We start from the raw sequence: 21,523 nt of genomic DNA, 5'->3' as shown, positions 1-21,523 counted from the left end.
CTTCCCCGGTCGCGCGCACTCCCGGTCTTTCGCATGTCCGCAAGCAACAAACACGCCCCCGTCATCCTGGTCGTCGACGACCAGGACGATATCCGGGAGGCGATGCGCCTGTTGCTGATCGGCGCGGGCTACCGTTTCCTCGGCGCGTCGTCTCCCGATGAAGCGCTGCGCATCGTCGAATCCGCCTCGCCGCACGAGCCCGGTGCGGCGCTGGTCGACATGAACTACCGGCGCGACACGACCTCCGGCGAGGAAGGCCTGGCGCTCATCGCGGCGCTCCGCGAATCGCAGCCGCAGTTGCCCGTCATCGCGATGACCGCATGGGCCAGCGTCGATCTCGCCGTCGAGGCGATGCGGCGCGGCGCCGTGGACTTCATCGAGAAACCCTGGCAGAACGCACGCGTGCTCAGCGTGCTGCGCAGTCGCGTGGCCCTGGCCGATCGGGACCGCGAAGTGCATCGACTGTCCGCGGCGCAGGCCCTGCGACTGCAGGAGGCCGGCGAAGGCTTCGTGGTCGAATCCCACGCGATGCGAAAAGCCGTCGACGACGTGATGCGCATCGCGGACAGCGACGCGAACATCCTGCTGCTCGGCGAAAACGGCACCGGCAAGAGCCACATCGCCGAACTGATCCATCGCTGGTCGCCGCGCAGGGACAAGCCGTTCGTCAAGATCAATCTGGGCGGCATCGCGCCGAGCCTGTTCGAAGCGGAGATGTTCGGCCACGTCCGCGGGGCCTACACCGATGCGCGCGAAGAGCGCATCGGCCGCTTCGAACTCGCCGACGGCGGCACCCTCTTCCTCGACGAGATCGGGAACCTGCCGTTCGAGCAGCAGCCCAAACTGCTGCGCGCGATCGAGGACGGCGAATTCGAACGGCTCGGCTCATCGCGCACGAAAAAGGTCGATGTCCGCATCGTCGCCGCGACCAATGCCAATCTGATCGACGAAGCGGCCGCCGGACGTTTCCGTCAGGATCTGCTGTACCGCATCGACACCTTCCGCGTGCGTCTGCCGGCGTTGCGGGAGCGGCGGGACGACATCCTGCCCATCGCGCGCCATCACCTCGATCGTGCCTGCCGACGCTACGGCCGGCCGCTGCCGGTGATCGGTGCGGACGCCGAGCGTGCCCTCCTGCAATATGCGTGGCCCGGGAACGTGCGCGAACTGGCGCATGCGATGGAACGCGCCGCCCTGCTCGCAACCTCGGCCGTACTCGGCAGCGCCGATCTGCGGCTGGAGGCGCAGACGCGCCCGGTCGCCGATCCGCTCGCCGGCATGACGCTCGAACAGGCGGAAGCATGGCTGCTGCGCCGGGTGCTCGACGCCAACCACGGCAATCTGCAGCGTACCGCCGAACAGCTCGGGATCACCCGTCAGAGCCTCTATCGCCGCCTGCACAAGCATGGGCTCCGCGACGAAGCGGAGCGGCAGGACGCCGGATGATCCCCCGCCATCGCTGGCGACGCGGACTGATCGCCGCGCCCGCACTCGTCGCGCTCGCCATCGTGCTGGTGGTCGGCATTCCGGACACGACCGGCAGGTTCGCGTTGTCGGCACTCGTGATCGTCTGCACCATCGCGGCGATCGTGTTGTCCGAAGATCGTACCGAGCACTGGCTGCGTACGGCGTTCAGCCTGGTCGATGCCCTGCGCGAAGGCGACTACGGCATCCGCGGCGCGATTCCGCAGGAAGGCGGGCAGCATGCGCATCTGATCCGGCGATTCAACGAACTGGCGGCCCAATTGCAGGACGAACGCAGGGGCATGGCCGAGAGCACGCAACTGTTGAGCAAGACCCTGGCCGGCCTCGAAGGCGCGGTCTTCGCCTTCGACGGCGCGAACGCCCACCGCCTGCGGCTGGTCAATCCCGCCGGCGAGCGACTGCTCCAGACTTCCGGTGAGGCCCTGCTCGGCCGATCCGCGGAATCGCTGCAGCTCGCGCCGCTTTTCGAGGCCGAAAGCGGCGCGGTCGTGTCGCATGCCTTTGCTTCGGCGCAAGGACGGTGGCAGGTCAGCCATGCCAATCTCCGCAGCCGGAGCCAAGTGGGGCGGCTGCTGGTGATCGTCCCCGTGGAGCAGGCGTTGCGCCATGAAGAAAGGGAGTCCTTCAAGCGGCTGCTCAGGGTCTTGAGCCACGAAATCAACAATTCCATCGCTCCGATCGCTTCGGTGTCCGACACCTTGCGCACGCGCGTGCGCTCCGACGACGCATTCGCGGGCGCTCCCGATCTCCGCGCCCTGTTCGAGCAGGGATTGACCCTGATCGAACAGCGCAGCCTCAGTCTCCAGCGCTTCCTCGCCGGCTATGCCCTGCTCGCGAAATTGCCGCCGCCGCAACTGCAGCCGGTCGCGCTCGATGAACCTTGCGGGCGCGTGAAGGCCCTGCTCGACGATGGCCGCCTCGACGCTCAGGCGGAGGGGAATGTCGTCGCCATGGTCGATCGCGATCAACTGGAACAGGCGCTGATCAACCTCGTGCGCAACGCGCTCGAGGCCAGTCCGGAAGATGGCGGCGTGCAACTGCGCGTGCGTGCCGACGGAGCGCATGCATGCATCGACGTGATCGACGATGGCCCGGGACCTCCGCCCGAGGAAAAGCGCTTCGTCCCCTTCTTCACCACCAAACCCGGCGGCTCCGGCATCGGCCTGGTGCTCTCGCGCCAGATCGTCGAGGCGCAGTCGGGCACGCTCGTGCTCGCATCGCGACAGGATCGCGCCGGCACGATCGCGCGGATCACGCTACCCCTGGCGCCTTCCATGGGTCGAGAAAGGTGACACCCATCACAATGGCGCCCCTCGTTCGTGGTCGGCTCGTTCCGTTCAGGAAGTGGGACGAACGGCATGCGGGGCGATCGCCGTGCCCCGGGGAGATCACCGGATTCCGGAATTTGTGCGCCTGTTTACAATTACTTGTGATTTACATGCACCAGAATGCATGTGTTGTCACTTGAAATCTGGCGAGATAGAATCCGGTCGTCGTCAAGGATCGCGCATGCATGACGTGCAACAGGGAATTCATGAATCGATTGCTCCAGCGTCGTGCGCCCACCGCCTGCCAGCGCATCGGGAACGTCGTCTCGATCCTGCATCCCGGCCATCGCGATGCCGGACCCCACTCCTCACCCCGTCATCGTGGCGCCCAGCGCCGGTGTGCCTTGTCGTGACCGGAATATCGGGTCGGCACGCGGGGGGCATGCTGAACACTCTCAATTTTTCGTATCTTTTTCGTCGTCCGTCAGTCGTGACCGGGTCATGACGACGAATACGTTGAAATCTCCGTGCTCTGCGTGCAACGACCGCATCGAAGAGCGCGAATACGCCGGAAGCGGCACAACTCCAAGCTGGACAGGAAGCCCATGACCAACCCGTTCGAAGACAACGACGCCCGATACTACGTGCTCGTCAACGAAGAGGCGCAATACTCGCTTTGGCCTGCGTTCGCCGAAATCCCGGCAGGCTGGACCGCCGTGCATGGCGAAGACAGCCGTCAGGCCTGTCTCGACTACATCGAAACGCATTGGGTCGACATGCGACCTCGCAGCCTCGTGGAAGCGATGAGCGCCGCCTGATCCAGGCCGCATTCCGAAAAAAAGCAGCGTATCGGTTTGGCCGTCCTGCGACGTCCGCAGGATTGTCGTGTCTGGAGCAGATGACGAATGGATGCGACTCACACGACCGCTCCCCACGAGGAGCGGCACGTCAATGCGGTAATGGGAACGGCCTGGCTCGCCGCCGGGCTGGGTTTCATCGCGCGCTGCCTCCAGGACATCGACACTGACGCGAACGTCGAGATCGCGCAGGACAATGCGTGTCTCATGCATCGCTTCGAGTGGCCGGCTCCGGGCGATTGCAATGCGTCGACGTTGCACGCGCTTCTCGACCGCGACGCGCCGCATGCGGCCACCGGGCGCGAAGCGTTCGCGTCCCTGCGCACGATGCAGATCGTTCTCCATGCGCACGCGACCGGAATCCCGGCGCATCCGGGCATGTTCAGGGCGATCATCCGCATCTCGGGCGTGACGGCCTGGCTCATCGATCTCGATGTCGAGAACGGGCGGATAGGCATCGCACCGGCCACCGCCGATCTCGGTGTGCGCTTTCCCGAAGGACTGCAGGCGGTCGCATCCGCGTTTCCTGCGCGCCTCGCCGATCACTTCGATACGCCCCTGCATCGCATTCCCCTCGCGTCGCTCGCGACGCTGCCCGATGACATCGCCCATGGCGTGCTTCGCGCGATCCCGCTGCCGGCCGCGCTGCTGCCCGCGCAGTTCGATGCGCAGGTCGCGCGCACGCCGGACGCGATCGCCGCGCGCTGCGACGACGAAGCGCTCACCTACGACGCGCTGGCCGCCCGCGCCAACCGCCTCGCCCATCTGCTGATCGCCAAGGGCGTCGGGCCCGAGGCCATGGTCGGCATCGCCATGCACCGGTCCCTCGACCTGCTCGTCTGCATGCTCGCCGTGCTCAAGGCCGGCGGCGCCTACCTGCCGCTGGACCTGGATTACCCGCAGGACCGCCTCGCGGTGATGATCGAGGATGCCGCACCGGTCGTCATCCTCACCGAGGCGGCCGCGCTCGATCGCCTGCCGACGCGCGAGCGCTGCCTGTGCATCGAAACGCTCGACACCGCGTCCCTGCCCGCGTCTTCCCCGGCCGTCGCTCTCGACGGCGGGCATGCCGCGTACGTGATCTACACCTCCGGTTCCACCGGACGGCCGAAGGGCGTCTGCGTGCAGCACCGCTCGGTGGTCAACCTGCTGCAGACCATGCGCCGGCTCCCGGGCATCGTGCCGGGCGAGACCCTGCTGGCCTGCACGCCGATCTCCTTCGATATCTCCGTGGTCGAGATGTTCCTGCCGCTGCTGCAGGGCGCCTGCGTCCGCATCGCGTCGCGCGCGGTCGCCGCGGATGGTCTGCGCCTGCGGGACCTGATCGAACGCACCCGGCCGGACGTGTTCCAGGCCACGCCCGCCACGTGGCAGATGCTGCGCGAAGCCGGCTGGCAGCCGCATGCCGGCATGCGCGCGGTGACCGGCGGCGAAGCGCTGCTGCCCGAGCTGGCGAACTACCTGCTGCAGGCCAATGCGGTCTGGAACCTGTACGGCCCGACCGAAGTGACGGTGTACTCGCTCGGCCAGCGCGTGGAACGCGGCGGCGCGATCCGCCTGGGCGGCGTGATCGACAACATCGCGGCGTACGTGCTCGATGCCGGCCTGCAGCCGGTGCCGCCGGGTGTGGCCGGCGAACTCTACCTGGCGGGCGAGGGTCTGGCGCGCGGATACGTGCGCCGTGCGGGGCTGACGGCGGAACGTTTCGTCGCCAATCCCTTCGCCCGCGGACAGCGGATGTACCGCACCGGCGATCTCGTGCGCTGGACGCCGCAGGGCGATCTGGATTTCCTCGGCCGCGTCGACTTCCAGGTCAAGATCCGCGGCCATCGCATCGAGCTGGGCGAGATCGAGGCGCGGCTGTCGCAGGTGCCGGGCGTGCTCAACTGCGTCGTCGTCGCCCGCGACGACAGCATCGGCCAGAAGCAGCTGATCGCCTATGCGACCCCGCAGCCGGAGCAGGCGCTGGACGCCCACGCGATCCGCGCCGCGCTCGCCGCGGTGCTGCCCGCGCACATGGTGCCGTCCGCGGTCGTGGTGATGCCGGCCTTCCAGCTCACCGCCAGCGGCAAGATCGATCGCAAGGCTCTCGCGGGGCCGGTGCTCGCGGCGTCCGAAGGACGCAAGCCGCGCGACGAGCGCGAAGCCGCGCTGGCGAAGATCTTCGCCGAGGTGCTGGGCGTCGCCGAAATCGGGATCGACGCCAACTTCTTCGACCTCGGCGGCCACTCGCTGATGGCGACCCGGCTGATCAGCCGGATCCGCAGCCAAATGTCGGTCGAGCTGAAACTGTCCGACCTCTTCGAGGCATCGGATGTCGCGCGCCTCGCGGAACGGATGGTGCATGCGGATCGCGCGCGCCTGCAGCTCAAGGCCTACGCCCGAGCGCCCGGCGATGCGGTTCCGCTGTCCTATGCGCAGCAGCGCCTGTGGTTTATCCAGCAGCTCGAAGGCGTTCGCGGCACCTACAACATCCCGCTCGCGATCCGGCTGCACGGGCCGCTCGACCGTGACGCCATCGCCCGCGCTCTCGACGACGTCGTCGACCGGCACGAAGTCCTCCGCACCCTGCTCATCGACTGCGACGGCGTGGGCATGCAGCGCATCCTCGCACCGGGCGCGCATCGCGTGCCGCTGTCGGAACAGCGCCAGGAAGGCACGGACTCCGCCGAGGTCCTGAGCGCGCTGGCGATCGAAGGCATCGACCTCGGACGCGAGATTCCGCTGCGCGCGCATCTGCTCACGGTGTCGGACGACACGCACATCCTTCTCCTCGTGCTGCACCACATCGCCGGCGATGGCTGGTCGCTGCCGCCGTTGCTGCGCGACCTGGGCGTGGCCTATGCCGCACGCGTCGCCGGACACGCGCCCGACTGGCGTCCGCTGCCGGTCCAGTACGCCGATTACGCCCGGTGGCAGCGCGAACTGCTCGGCGACGACAGCGATTCCGGCAGCCTCATGCGCCGCCATGCCGCCTTCTGGAAACAGGCTCTCGCGGGCATTCCGGAACAGATCGCGCTGCCGACCGATCGCCCGCGCCCGGCATCCGCAACGCACGAAGGCGATGTGGTGGCCTTCGAGTTGACCGCGGAGACCCACGCGAAGCTCCTGACGCTTGCGCGCGAACAGAACGCCACGCTGTTCATGGTGCTGCATGCCGCGTTCGCGCTGCTGCTGCACAAGCTCGGCGCCGGCGACGACGTGGTGATCGGATCGCCCATCGCCGGCCGTACCGACGACGCGCTGGACGATCTGGTCGGCTTCTTCGTCAACACGCTGGTGCTGCGCACGGACCTCTCCGGCAATCCCGACATGCGTGCGCTGATCGACCGCGTGCGCGTCGCGGACCTGGCCGCCTACGCGCACCAGGACCTGCCGTTCGAGCGACTGGTCGACATCATCAATCCGACCCGGTCGCTGGATCATCATCCGCTGTTCCAGGTGATGCTGGCGGTGCAGAACACCGAAGACGCCGCGCCTCGATTCGGCGCGCTTCGCGCGGACTATGCGGAATTCGATTTCCCGATCGCGAAATTCGATCTCTACCTGAGCCTCAGCGAACGCCACGACGACGATCGACATCCCGCGGGCATCGCCGGGCAGCTCGAGTACGCCGTGCAGCTCTTCGACCGTTCGACCGTCGAGCGCATGATCGAGCGGTTCATCCGTCTTCTCGACGCAGCGCTGGCCGCGCCGGACGCGCCGCTCGGCGCGATCGGCGTGCTGACCGCGGACGAATATCGACGCATCGTGCTTGGGTGGTGCGGCACGCCGCTCGCGCGCGAGGACGCGACGATGGCCGAGCGCTTCGATGCCCAGGCACGCCGCACGCCCGACGCCGTCGCCGCCGTCTGCGACGACGAAGCGATCACGTACGCGCAGCTCGCGGTGCGCGCCAATCGGCTGGCCCACGCGCTCATCGCGCGGGGCGTCGGCCCGGAACGCGTCGTCGGCGTCGCGATGAACCGGTCCCTGGACCTGCTCGTCTGCCTGCTCGCCGTGCTGAAGTCCGGCGGCGCGTATCTGCCGCTCGATCTGGACTATCCGACGGATCGGCTCAACCTGATGATCGAGGATGCGGCCCCGGTCGCGATCCTCGCGGATGCCGTCGGTCTCGAACTCCTGTCCGCGCACGACAATCTGCTGTCGCTGGCCGACATCGACGCATCGTCGCAACCCGATCGCGCGCCGGCCGTGGCGCGCGATCCGGCGCAGCTCGCCTACGTGATTTTCACCTCCGGCTCCACCGGCCGGCCGAAGGGCGTGTGCATTCCGCATCACGGCATGATGAATTTCCTGGAAGCCATGGGACGCAGTCCCGGCATGCAGGCGAACGAAGTCCTGCTGGCGTGCGCGCCGATCTCCTTCGACATCTCGGTGCTCGAGCTGTTCCTGCCGCTGCTCCATGGCGCCTGCATCCGCATCGTCCCGCGCTCGATCAGCATCGACGGCCTGCGTCTGCGCGAATTGATCGAACGCACGCGGCCGGACGTGTTCCAGGCCACGCCCGCCACGTGGCAGATGCTGCGCGAAACCGGCTGGACGCCTTATCCGGGCCTGCGTACGTTGACCGGCGGCGAAGCCCTGCTGCCGGAACTGGCGAATTTCATGGCGCCGACCCGCGAGTTGTGGAACGTCTACGGTCCCACCGAAACCACCGTCTGGGCGCTTCGCGAACGCGTCATGCCCGGCGCGCCGATCCGGCTCGGCGCGCCGATCGAGAACATTTTCCTCTACGTGCTCGATGCCGGTCTGCAACCGGTCCCGGCAGGTGTGCCCGGCGAACTCTACATCGCCGGGGTGGGCCTGGCGCGCGGCTACGCCCGCCGCGCGGGGTTGACGGCCGAACGTTTCGTCGCCAATCCCTTCGCCCGCGGACAGCGCATGTATCGCACCGGCGATCTCGTGCGCTGGACGGCGCAGGGCGAGCTCGACTTCCTCGGCCGCGCCGACTTCCAGGTCAAGATCCGCGGCCATCGCATCGAGCTGGGCGAGATCGAGGCGCGGCTGTCGCAGGTGCCGGGCGTGCTCAACTGCGTCGTCGTCGCCCGCGACGACAGCGTCGGCCAGAAGCGGCTGGTCGCCTATGCGACGCCGCAGCCGGGCGCGGCGCTGGACGCCACCGCCGTGCGTGCCGCCCTCGCCGAGGTGCTGCCCGCGCACATGGTGCCGTCCGCGGTCGTGGTGTTGCCGGCCTTCCAGCTCACCCCCAGCGGCAAGATCGATCGCAAGGCCCTGCCCGCACCGGTGTTCGCCGTCGCCGAGGGCATCGCGCCGCGCGACGAGCGCGAAGCCGTGCTGGCGAAGATCTTCGCCGAGGTGCTGGGCGTCGCCGATGTCGGGATCGACGCCAACTTCTTCGACCTCGGCGGCCACTCGCTGATGGCGACCCGGCTGATCAGCCGGATCCGCAGCCAGATGTCGGTCGAGCTGCGGTTGTCCGATCTGTTCGAGGCGCCCGACGTCGAACGCCTCGCGAAGCGGCTCGCGCAGGCCGGCGAAGCGCGGTTGCGCCTCGTGCCCTACGAGCGCACGGCCGAGGATGCGGTTCCGCTGTCGTACGCGCAGCAGCGGCTGTGGTTCATCCATCAACTCGACGGCGCCAGCGCGACCTACAACATCCCTCTGGCGATACGCCTGGAGGGTGCGCTCGACACCGCTGCCCTGCAGTCCGCGCTGCGCGATGTCGTGCAGCGTCATGAAATCCTGCGGACCCGCCTCGTGGAATTCGACGGCGTGCCCTACCAGCACGCGACCGATACCTGGACGATGCAGCTGCAGATCGTGCCAGCTCAGGCCGATCTCGATCGTCAGCTCGCGGCGCTGGCCGGCGAAACCATCGATTTCATCGGCGAAGGTCCGCTGCGGGCGCATCTGCTGCAGATCTCCGACGACGCGCATGTGCTGCTGCTCGTGCTGCACCACATCGCGGGCGACGGCTGGTCGATGGCGCTGCTGCTGCGCGACCTCGGAAAGGCCTATGGGGCCCGCTGCCGGACGCTCGCCCCCGACTGGACGCCCCTGCCCGTCCAGTACGCCGACTACGCGCTCTGGCAACGCGAACTGCTGGGCGAGGACAGCGACCCCGGCAGTCTGATCGCTCGCCAGGGCGCCTTCTGGAAGCAGGCCCTCGCCGGCATCCCCGAACAGATCGCACTGCCGACCGATCGGCCGCGCCTGGCGGTCGCGTCCCATCGCGGCGATGTCGTCGCCTTCGAGATCGACGCCGAGACCCATGCCCGCCTGCTGGCGCTGGCCCGCGGGCGGAATGCGACGCTGTTCATGGTGCTGCACGCCGCGTTCGCGCTGTTGCTGCACAAGCTCGGCGCTGGCGATGACGTGGTGATCGGGTCGCCGATCGCCGGACGCACCGACGACGCGCAGGACAATCTGGTCGGCTTCTTCGTCAACACGCTGGTCCTGCGCACGGACCTGTCCGGGAATCCGGATTTCGGAACGCTGATCGACCGCATCCGCAGCGCGGATCTGGCCGCCTATGCGCATCAGGATCTTCCGTTCGAGCGCTTGGTCGATATCGTCAATCCGACCCGCTCGCTCGACCACCATCCGCTGTTCCAAGTCATGTTGGCGGTGCAGAGCGTGTCGGCATCCGCGCTCGATTTCGGTGGCGTTTCCGCTACGCCCGCGGCGCTCGACATCCCGATCGCGAAATTCGACCTGTCGCTCAACATCGCGGAACGCCGCGACAGCCGCCATCGTGCCGCAGGCCTTTTCGGCAGATTCGAATATTCCGTCGAATTGTTCGACCGCGTCACCATCGAGCGGCTCGTCGATCGGCTGAAGCAGGTGCTCGAGTCCGCTGTCCACGCCCCGCAGACGCCCATACACCGGATCGGTGTCCTCACTAGGGACGAGCGTCAGCAGATCCTCCATGCGTGGAACGACACCGGGCGCGAGGTCGAAGACACGACGTTGCCCGCGCTGTTCGCGCGCCAGGCCGGACGCAGTCCGCATGCGATCGCTGTGCAGTATCGGAACACTGCGCTGGACTACGCCACGCTCGACGCGGAATCGGCATCGCTCGCCGCCGAACTGCGGACCAGGGGCGTCGTCGCGGGAGATCGCGTCGCGGTCTGCCTCAAGCGTTCGACGAACAGCGTGGTCGCATTGCTCGCGGTCATGCGGGCCGGCGCCACCTATGTACCGCTCGATCGCGACTATCCTTCGGACCGCCTTGCCTACATTCTCGAGGATGCGGCACCGACACTGGTGATGACCGATGCTGCGTCGCATCCACTGCTGCCGCAGGATGCCCGGACCTGGATCGTCGATGAAGATCGCCTCGCAGGCGCCTCAGGCGCGATGGAGAACGACGATCCGGTCGATGGATCGGCACGCGCGGCCTATCTCATCTATACATCCGGTTCGACCGGCCGTCCGAAGGGCGTCGTCGTCTCCCATCGCCAACTCACGGTCACGCTTGCGGCGCTCCTCGAACAACTCGCGTTCGTCGCAGGCGATGTCTTTCCGAACCTGGCATCGCATGCGTTCGACATCTCGCTGGTCGAGTTGTTGCTGCCGCTGATATCGGGCGGAACGTCGGTTCTCGTGGATCCGGACGATATCCGCGATCTCGATGCGCTGGTGTCGCATACGCGAGGCGCAACCTGCCTGCATGCCGTCCCGAGTCTGATGGACGCGCTGCTCACGCATCTCGGCGCCGACGGCGCAGCGGCCGCATATCCGCGCATGCGGCTGCTCCTGGTCGGCGGCGATGCCGTGCCGTCGGACTTGCTGCGCCGGATGACCGCGATCTTCCCGGATGCGCAAACGGTCGAAATGTACGGGCCCACGGAAGCGTCGATCATCAGCAGCTGCTATCCGATCGACGCGGAAGCGCTCGCGCATCAGGGATACTGCATCGGTCGCCCGATCGCCAATACGCGCATCCATCTTCTGGATGCGGGCCTCCAGCCTGTACCGGTGGGCGTCACGGGCGAGATGTACATCGCCGGCCCGGGCGTGGCGGATGGCTACCTCGGCCGTCGCGGACTGACCGCCGAGCGTTTCGTGGCCGATCCGTTCGCGATCGGCGAGCGGATGTACCGTAGCGGCGACCTCGCGCGCTGGACGCCGGATGGGCGACTGGATTACCTCGGCCGCGCGGATCACCAGGTGAAGATCCGCGGCTTCCGTATCGAGCTTGGCGAAGTCGAAGCCGCGCTCCGTGCCTGCGACGGTGTGGCTCAAGGCGTCGTGCTGGCCCGCGAAGACGTTCCCGGGCAGAAGCGGCTGGTCGCCTACGCCGCGGGGCTGCCGGGCGTTCCGGTCGACGCCGATGCATTGCGGACAGCGATGGCGCATGCGCTGCCGGAATACATGGTGCCTTCGGCCTTCGTCGTTCTGGACGCGCTGCCGTTGAACGCGAACGGCAAGATCGACCGCAAGGCTTTGCCCGCGCCGATCCGCGAAGGAAACGCCGATACCGTGCGCAGGATTCCCCGCAGCACGCAGGAGCAAATCATCGCTTCGTTGTTCGCGGAAACGCTCGGGTTCGACGAAGTCGGCATGGACGAAAGCTTCTTCGAACTGGGCGGGCATTCGCTGCTGGCGGCGCAGCTCGTCAGCCGCATCCGCGCCTCGATGGACGTCGAAGTGGGTGTCCGCATGCTGTTCGAGGCGCCCACCGTGGCGCGCTTCTCCGATCGCATTTTCTCGGACAAGGCGCGCGACATGTCGACCGTCTCGCTTCTGCCCCTGCGCGAAACCGGCGAACTGCCGGCGCTGTTCTGCCTGCATCCGGCGAGCGGTCTGAGCTGGGCGTTCACGCGACTGCTGCATTTCATCTCGCCGCGGCATCCCGTCATCGGCCTGCAGGCCCGCAATTTCGAGGTCGACGGTCCGATGCCCGAAAGCATCGCTGCGATCGTCGACGATTACCTGACGCAGATCGTCGAGTATCAGCCGCATGGCCCCTATCATCTGCTGGGCTGGTCTTTCGGCGGCCTGCTGGCCTTCGAAATCGCCAAGGCCATGCAGCTTCGCGGCCTCGAAGTCGGCCTGGTTTCCATCATCGATACGGAATACCTGGCCGAGCCGCGCGAGGACCTCGGAGACGATTTCCTCGCCGAGATACTTTCGATGGAAGGCATCGTGCTGCCGCCCGGCGCGCCGACGCCGGATCTCGCGACCGCGTACGACATGCTGCGTGCCCGCAACAGTCCCTTCACCAGCCTGGGCGAAGATCTTTTCGAGCGTTCCGTCGAGATCTATCGCAACCATTGCGAGATCTTCAAGGTTGCGCCTCCCAGCGGCAGTTTCCGCGGCGACCTGTTGCTGGTCTCCGCCCTGTTCGAATCCAACGGCGAACGGCTGCAGCGGCTGGCGACGGACGGCTGGACGGAACGCGTGGATGGCCACGTCGAACGTCTCGATCTCGAATGCGGTCATTTCGTGCTCATGGACCTGCAGTACACCCCGAAGATCGGCGCCGCGGTCGATCGCTGGCTGACCCGATGGCATCCCACTCCCGGCGCGGCGAAACGCGTCGATACTCTGGCCGAGGCCAATTGAATGTCCATGAACGACCAGACAGACGTGCGGAATGCGCCCGCCATCGAGGCCATCCGTCCCGGGATCGAGGCGTCTCCTCCGGCCACGCTGCCTTCGTATGAAGATCCGCGCCTCAGCCGCAATTCCAACTTCCGCTGGATCGTGGCCGGTTCGACGATCGCCCTGCTCGGCAGCCAGTTCAGCAGCCTGGCGATGCCGTGGCTCGTGCTGAAACTCACCGGCGATCCGTTCGCGCTGGCGACCGTGATGGTGATTTCGGGCGTGCCCCAGATCCTGCTGCTGCTGTTCGGCGGTGGCCTGGCGGACATGTATTCGCCGAAGAAGATCATGGTGTGGTCCTACATCTGCTGCGCGCTCCTGCTGTTCGGTCTCAGCGCGCTCCTGTTCGCGGACAGCATCGAGTTGTGGATGATCGACGTCTTCGCGTTCACCACGGGGCTGGTATTCGGATTGTCGATCCCCGCGAGTTTCTCGCTGATCGCGTCCACCCTGCCCAAGGAAATGGTGCCCGCCGCCAGTTCCGCGGTCGGCAGCATCCGTCAGGTCGCGGCGTTCGTCGGTCCGCTGCTCGCAGGTGCGCTGCTCGGCGTGTCGCAGGACGGCGAAGTGACCGCCACCGCGGCGAAGGCCGCGCCCGACGTCACGATCTTCGCGATCGCCTTCCTGATCGACGGCATCGGCCTGGGACTGGTCGCGCTGATCATGCATCAGGTGGTGTTCCGCCCCGTGCCGCGTGTGGACGATCAACCGAAATCGGCATTCAACCTGATGCCCGCCGTGCGCTGGTTCCTCGCCGATCGCCAGGCCCTGACCGTGTTGTGTTACTGGATGCTGGTCGCCTTCGTGCTCAGTGGCCCCGTCCGCATCTGCCTGCCGCTGTTGGCGGAACAGAGCACCGGCCTGGGCGCGCAGGCCTACGGCATCCTGGTGTCGGCGAATGCCGTCGGTGTCTTCATCGGCATGACCGCGCTCGGCCTGCTTCGCGCCAAACTGTCGAATCGATTGTGGCCCGCGATTCTCGTGCTGGATGGCGTGGCCGCCGCCCTGCTGGTTGCGGTCGGCCTGGTCCACCCGACCCTCAGTTACGCGCTGTTCGTCTACATCGGCCTGCTCGTGCTGATCGGCACGCGCGGCGGGTTCGTCGAGATCGCGTGGTTCTCCTGGTTGCAGCAGCGTTACCCGGACGATATCCGCGGCCGCGCGACGAGCGTGTTCATGGTGATCTCGACGATCAACATCTCCGGTTCGGTCGCGCTGTCCGGCTGGTTGTCGCGGCAGATGCCGGCCAAGGAACTTTTCATCATCGCGGGCGCCGCATCGCTCGTCGTCGTCGCGATCGGCGCAGTGTTGCGGATGTCCGGTCTGCTCAGGGTCGATGGGTGACGCCGGACATGCAGGACGCGCAGATCCCCTCTCTCTTCCCCGCGCTGTTCGCGGCGCAGGCCGCGCGCACGCCCGACGCCGTCGCCGTGCGCTTCGACGACGCGCAGCTCACCTACGCACAACTCGATGCCCGCGCCAACCAGCTCGCGCACGCCCTCCGCCACGCGGGCATCGGGCCCGAGCGCATCGTCGCCGTCGCCCTGCCGCGCTCGATCGACATGCTCGTCGCCCTCCTCGCCGTGCTCAAGGCCGGCGGTGCCTACCTCCCGCTCGATCTCGATTACCCCGCCGAGCGCCTCGCCTACATGGTCGAGGACGCCAGGCCCGACATCGTCCTCGGCCATTCGCGACACCTCGACGCGCTGCCGGACCCAGAGCGCGTCTGGTGCCTCGATGCGCGTCGCTTCGACGACCAGCCCGCCCACGCCCCCGACGTCGCGCTCTCCGCCGAACATCCGGCCTACGTCATCTACACCTCCGGCTCCACCGGTCGTCCCAAGGGCGTCAGCGTCCGCCACGGCGGCGTGCGCAACTTCCTGTGCAGCATGGCCGAAACCCCCGGCATGGCCGCCGGCGAAACCCTCGCCGCCTGCACCCCGATCTCCTTCGACATCGCCGTGCTCGAGCTCTACCTGCCCCTGCTCGTCGGCGGCAGCGTGCGCATCCTCGCGCGCAGCGTGACCGCCGATGGACAGCGCCTGCGCGCGCTGCTCGACACCGACACCCCGGACCTGATGCAGGCCACGCCCGCCACCTGGCAGATGCTGCGCGAAGCCGGCTGGCAGCCGTCGCCGCGCCTGCGCGTGCTCTGCGGCGGCGAGGCGCTGCCGCCGGAACTGGCCGTTTACCTGCGCGCCGCCGGTGCGCTGTGGAACATGTATGGCCCGACCGAAACCACCGTGTGGTCGCTGTGCGACCGCATCGGCGACGCGCCGATCCGGCTGGGCGAGGTCATCGCCAACACCGACGCGTACGTGCTGGATGCCGCGTTGCATCCGGTGCCTGCGGGCGTCCCGGGCGAGCTGTATCTCGGCGGCGAAGGACTGGCTCGCGGCTATCTGCGTCGTCCCGGTCTGAGCGCGGAGCGTTTCGTCGCCAGCCCGTTCCGCGCGGGCGGACGGATGTACCGCACCGGCGATCTGGTCCGGCTGGATGTCGAGGGCCGGCTGGAATTCCTCGGCCGCGTCGACCATCAGGTGAAGATCCGCGGATTCCGCATCGAGCTGGGCGAGATCGAGGCGCAGCTGGCAAAACTGCCTGGCGTCGCCCAGGCCGCGGTCGTCGCACGCGACGACGCCCAGGGACTCAAGCGGCTCGTCGGTTATGTCGTGCCCGGCACCGTGTCCAACGATCGCGATGCCGGGCGCGAACAGGCGCAGGTCGGCGAATGGCAGGCCGTCTACGACCGGCTCTACGATGCGCGGATCGATACACCGCACGACGAAGACTTCCGCGCGCTGATCAGCAGCTTCGATGGCCAGCTCATCCCGTTGCCCGACCTGCGCGAATGGCAGTCCGCCATCGTTTCGCTCGTGCTCGCGCACCAACCGCGTCGCGTACTGGAAATCGGCGTCGGTTCCGGCTTGATGCTGTGGAAGATCGCGCCGCACTGCGACGCCTACTGCGGCACGGACTTTTCTGCGCCCGCGATCGACGCGCTCAGGACCACGCTCGCGGAGCATCCTTACATCGCCGACCGCGTCGAGCTGCTGCCCATCGCCGCGCACGAAACCGAACTGCTGACGGGACGCGACTTCGATACGGTGCTGATCAACTCCGTCGTGCAGTATTTCCCGAGCGCGACCTATCTGCAGGAAGTCATCGCACAGGCCATGGCGCTGCTCGCCCCGGGCGGGCGCATGATCATCGGCGACGTGCGCAACCTGCGCCATCTGCGCCAATTCTCGACGGTGCTCGCCCTGCACCAGGCATCGCCGGGCGACGATGCGGCCGCCCTGCGCAGCCGGATTTCGCAGACCCTCGCGACCGAGAAGGAACTGCTGCTCGACCCGCGCTGCTTCGCCGCGATCGGACGCCGGCTGCCCGATGTCGCCGGCATCGAGATGCTGCTGAAGCGCGGCTGGTCGCACAACGAACTCAGCGATTACCGCTACGAAGTCGTCCTGCACAAGGTCGGCGCCGATGTCGTCCGTCCGCCGTCCATGCCCGCGCTCGCGTGGAGCGAGGACATCCGCGATGCCGAGGCGCTGCGCGCGCATCTGGAAGCGCGGCGTCCCGCGATGCTGCGCATCACCGGGATCCCGAACGCCCGCCTGCTGGGCCCTTCGCGCGCGATCCGCGACCTGCAGCGCGGCGACCTCGCGGCCGCACGCGCGAACATCGCCGCGCCGGCGGCGGACGCCTGCGAACCCGAAGCGCTGTGCGCGCTGGTCGAATCGCTCGGCTATCGCGCCTCGCCGGTGTGGTCGCGCGACAGCGACGACGGCGCGTTCGATCTGGTCGTCATCGACATCGCGCGTGCCGGCACAGCGCATCTGGTCGATCTCGACGGGTTCGGCGATCTCGGCGTTGCCGAGACCTATGCGAACAACCCGGACGCGGACAGCGACCAGCGCGCCCTCGCGCGGCGCCTGCGCCAGGCGCTGGCCAGGGTGCTGCCCGATTACATGGTGCCCTCGGCCATCGTCTCCCTCGATGCGATGCCGCTGACGCCGAACGGCAAGCTGGACCGGAAGGCGCTGCCCGCGCCGGAGTTCGGCCGCGGCGAAGGTCGCGCCCCGCGCACCCCGCAGGAAACCGCGCTGGCCGAACTGTTCGCCGATGTGCTCGGTCTCGGCAGCGTCGGCATCGACGACAGTTTCTTCGAACTCGGCGGCCACTCGCTGCTGGCCACGCGCCTCGTCAGCAGGATCCGCAGCGTGCTCGGCGTCGAGCTCGGCATCGGCGACCTGTTCGAATCGCCCACCGTCGCCCAGCTGGCGCCGAAACTGCATTTCGCCTCCGCGGCGCGCCTGCGCCTCTCGCCGCGCGAACGCGGCGCGGACGACACGGTGCCGCTGTCGTACGCGCAACAGCGGCTGTGGTTCATCCAGCAGCTCGAAGGCGTTCGCGGCACCTACAACATCCCGCTGGCGCTGCACCTGCGCGGTGCGCTCGACCGCGACGCGTTGACCCGCGCCCTCGACGACGTCGTCGACCGGCATGAAGTGCTCCGCACCCTGCTCGTCGAATCCGACGGCATCGGCATGCAGCGCATTCTTCCGCCGGGAAGCCGTCGCGTCGCCCTGTCCGAAGCATCGCTCGACGGACGCGACCCGGCCGAGGTCGTCAAGACGCTGGCCGCGGTCGGCATCGACCTGTCCGCCGAGCTGCCGTTGCGCGCCTGCCTGCTGTCGATCGCCGACGACGAGCATGTCCTCGTGCTCGTGCTGCACCACATCGCCGGCGACGGTTGGTCGCTGGCACCGCTGTTGCGCGATCTCGGCCAGGCCTATGCCGCGCGACGCCGCGGTCACGCCCCGGACTGGGCGCCGCTGCCCGTCCAGTACGCCGACTACGCGCTCTGGCAGCGCGAACTGCTCGGCGACGATGGCGACCCGGACAGCCTCATCGCCCGCCAGGGCGCCTTCTGGAAACAGGCCCTCGCCGGCATCCCGGAGCAGATCGCGCTGCCGGTCGACCGCGCGCGACCGCCGGTCACGACCCATCGCGGCGACGTGGTCGCCTTCGAGATCGATGCCGACACGCACGCGCGGCTGCTGGCGCTGGCGCGCGAGCAGAACGCGACCATGTTCATGGTGCTGCACGCCGCGTTCGCGCTGCTGCTGCACAAGCTGGGCGCCGGCGACGACGTGGTGATCGGCACCCCGATCGCCGGCCGAACCGACGACGCGCTGGACGACCTGGTCGGCTTCTTCGTGAACACGCTGGTGCTGCGCACGGACCTGTCGGGCAACCCCGACGTGAGGACGCTGATCGACCGCGTCCGCACCGCGGACCTTGCGGCCTACGCGCACCAGGATCTGCCGTTCGAGCGACTGGTGGACATCGTCAATCCAACCCGCTCGCTCGACCACCATCCGCTGTTCCAGGTGTTGCTGGCCGTGCAGAACACCCGCGAGGCGGAAGCGCAGCTCGACGGCCTCGAAGTGCTGGGCACGGAAATCGGCTTCGGTGTCGCCAAGTTCGACCTGAGCCTGAGCCTGACCGAGAAACAGGATGCGGAACAGCGACCGCAGGGCATCGAGGGACTGCTCGAATTCTCGACCGACCTGTTCGATCGCGGGACCGCGGAGCGTCTCGCGCTGCGCCTGTCGCGGACCCTGTCCTCGATCGCGCGCGACGCCGGCCGCGGCATCCGCGGCATCGACGTCCTGCTGCCGGAAGAGGACGCGCGCATCCGCCATGCGTGGAACGAGACCGCGCGTCCGTTCGAGGACACCACGTTCGTCGAACGGTTCGAACGCCGTGCCCGCGAACGCCCGCAGGCCATCGCCGTGCGCATGGGCGAGCACCGGCTCGATTACGCGACGCTCGACGCGCAGGCGAACCTGCTGGCACGGCGTCTGCGCGCGCGCGGGATCGGCCCGGGCGACCGGGTCGCGAGCTGCCTGTCGCGTTCGCCGACGACGCTGGTCGCGCTGATCGCCATCCTCAAGAGCGGTGCGGCCTATGTGCCGCTGGATCCGGAATATCCGGCCGACCGCATCGCGTACATCGTCGAAAGCGCGCGCCCGGTGGTCATCTTCACCGACGCGGCGAGCGCCGGCGTGCTGCCGTCGGCGGCGCCGCAATGGCGACTCGACGCCGACATCGGCGACATCGGCGAGACCTTCGCCGCCGCAGCGCAGCCGCGGCTGCTGCCCGCGCATCCCGCCTACGTCATCTACACCTCGGGTTCGACCGGACGTCCCAAGGGCGTCTCCGTGTCCCATCGGCAACTGGTCGTCACCCTCGATGCGCTCGTCGAACCGCTCGGCTTCGGCGCCGGCGACGTGTTCCCGAACCTCGCTTCGCACGCTTTCGACATCTCGCTGGTGGAACTGCTGCTGCCGCTCGCCATGGGCGGCACGAGCCTGCTCATCGATCCGCGCGATCTCCAGGATCCGGCACAGCTCGTCGCCTGCAGCCGCGGCACCACCTTCCTGCATGCCGTGCCGAGCCTGATGGATGCGCTGCTCGGTCACCTCGGCGAAGACGCCGCGCATCATTACCCCGACATGCGCGCCCTGCTCGTCGGCGGCGAGGCCGTCTCGACCGAGCTGCTGCGGCGCATGCGCGCGGCGTTCCCCGAAGCGCGCGTCGTCGAGATGTACGGGCCCACCGAAGTCTCGATCATCAGCACCTGCTATCCGGTCGACGACGCGGCGCTGTCGCATGCGCATTACTGCATCGGCCGGCCGATCGCGAACACCCGCACCTACGTGCTGGACGCGTCCCTGCAGCCGCTGCCGCCGGGCGTCGCGGGCGAGCTGTACATCGCCGGCCCGGGCGTCGCCGACGGCTACGTCGGTCGTCCCGACCTGACCGCGGAGCGCTTCGTGGCGGACCCCTTCGCCCGCGGCGAACGCATGTACCGCACCGGCGACCTCGCGCGCTGGACGTTCGACGGACGCCTGGATTTCCTCGGCCGCGCCGACCATCAGGTCAAGATCCGCGGCTTCCGCATCGAACTCGGCGAAGTCGAAGCCGCACTGGCCGCCTGCGACGGCGTCGCGCAGTGCGTGGTCGTCGTGCGCGAGGACACGCCGGGACTCAAGCGGCTGGTCGGCTACGTCGGACATCACGGACATCCCGCGGCGACGGTCGATGCCCTCCGCACCGCCCTGATGCAGCGCCTGCCGGACTACATGGTGCCCGCCGCGCTGGTCGTGATGGACACGCTGCCGTTGAACGCGAACGGCAAGATCGACCGCAAGGCCCTGCCGGCCCCCGAGCTGCGCGCCGGCGACTCCCGGCCGGCGCGGACACCCGTCGAGCGCACGCTCGCGACGCTGTTCGAAGAACTGCTGGGCGTCCGCGACATCGGCATCGACCACAGTTTCTTCGACCTCGGCGGCGACAGCATCCGCTCGATCCAGCTGGTCAGTCGCGCCCGCAGGCTCGGCCTCGCACTGCGCCCGCGCGATGTGTTCCAGTCGCCGACCATCGCCGGGCTCGCGCTCGTCGCGGCCGCCGCGTCGGAACGCGCGACCGCCGATCCGGCGCAGACGCCCGGGATCGCCATCGCGGATGCGGTCGATGCCCGCGACGGCGACGAAACCCTGCCGCTGTCGCCGCTGCAGGAAGGCCTGTTGTTCCACCTGCTCTACGAGGAAGGCGCCGCGGACGCCTACCTCGTACAGACCCTGTGCGACCTCGACGGCGCACTGTCCCCCGATGCGCTGCGCGCCGCCGGCGATGCGCTGCTGCAGCGCCACCCGCACCTGCGCGCCAGTTTCGTCCAGAGCGGCGCCCGCGAACCGGTCCAGATCATTCCCCGTCGCGTCGAACTGCCCTGGCGCTTCGTCGATCTCGCCCATCTCGACCCCGACGCCGCGCGGCAGGCCTGTGCCGACATCGAGCGCGACGACGCGTCCCTGCGCTTCGACGCCGCACGCGGGCCGCTGCTGCGCATGACCCTCGTGCGCCTCGCAAACGACCGCCATCGCCTGATCCTCAGCAACCACCACCTGCTCCTCGACGGCTGGTCGATGCCGCTGCTGGTCGATGAACTCATGGCCCTGCTGCGCGGACAGGGCGACACCCTGCCCACACCCGTGCCGTACAAGACCTACCTCGCCTGGCTCCGCGCGCAGGACACCGTCGCCGCAGAGGACGCCTGGCGGCGCCATCTCGACGGCATCGACGAGCCCACGCGGCTGGCCGGGGGTCGCGGCCTGGAGGTCGCGCCGAGGCCGCAGGTCCATCTGCTGCGGCTGGACGCGGCCACCAGCGGCGCGCTGCAGCAGCGCGCACGCGCGGCCGGCGTCACCCTCAACACCCTGTTCCAGGCCGCCTGGGCGCTGTGGCTGTCGCGCCACACCGGGCGCGACG

The 21,523-nt window shown here is 68.3% G+C and carries 6 protein-coding genes; all 6 read left to right on the top strand.

The genetic code is table 11. The annotated features are described in order from the left end of the window. Window positions 1-33 precede the first annotated feature (33 nt). A complete protein-coding gene (locus ABD974_RS12370) occupies window positions 34-1,446 on the top strand; it encodes a sigma-54-dependent transcriptional regulator (protein WP_345303646.1) in 1,413 nt (470 codons plus the stop codon). Continuing rightward, window positions 1,443-2,777 (top strand): sensor histidine kinase, encoded by a 1,335-nt coding sequence (locus ABD974_RS12365; RefSeq protein ID WP_425562701.1) that lies wholly within the window; start codon window positions 1,443-1,445, stop codon window positions 2,775-2,777. The genes ABD974_RS12370 and ABD974_RS12365 overlap by 4 nt, the downstream gene beginning before the upstream one ends. Before the next feature lie 581 nt (window positions 2,778-3,358). Beyond that, a complete protein-coding gene (locus ABD974_RS12360; protein WP_345303645.1) occupies window positions 3,359-3,571 on the top strand; it encodes an MbtH family protein in 213 nt (70 codons plus the stop codon). Window positions 3,572-3,712: 141 nt separating this feature from the next. Next, the gene (locus ABD974_RS12355) at window positions 3,713-13,144 is read left to right on the top strand and encodes a non-ribosomal peptide synthetase (protein ID WP_345303644.1); all 9,432 of its coding nucleotides are present in this window, start codon (window positions 3,713-3,715) and stop codon (window positions 13,142-13,144) included. Between the two features lie 6 nt (window positions 13,145-13,150). After that, entirely contained in the window at window positions 13,151-14,527 is a 1,377-nt protein-coding gene (locus tag ABD974_RS12350; protein ID WP_345303643.1) for an MFS transporter, read from the top strand. Further along, window positions 14,524-21,523 (top strand): amino acid adenylation domain-containing protein (locus tag ABD974_RS12345; RefSeq protein ID WP_345303642.1); only part of this gene is annotated, 7,000 nt, incomplete at its 3' end. The genes ABD974_RS12350 and ABD974_RS12345, both read left to right, overlap by 4 nt.

The sequence above is a fragment of the Lysobacter hankyongensis genome (assembly GCF_039543145.1).
GTDB classification, from domain to species: Bacteria; Pseudomonadota; Gammaproteobacteria; order Xanthomonadales; family Xanthomonadaceae; genus Lysobacter_I; species Lysobacter_I hankyongensis.
Note: the sequence above shows the minus strand (reverse complement) of the source record. Positions and strands in the feature narration are given on the sequence as shown.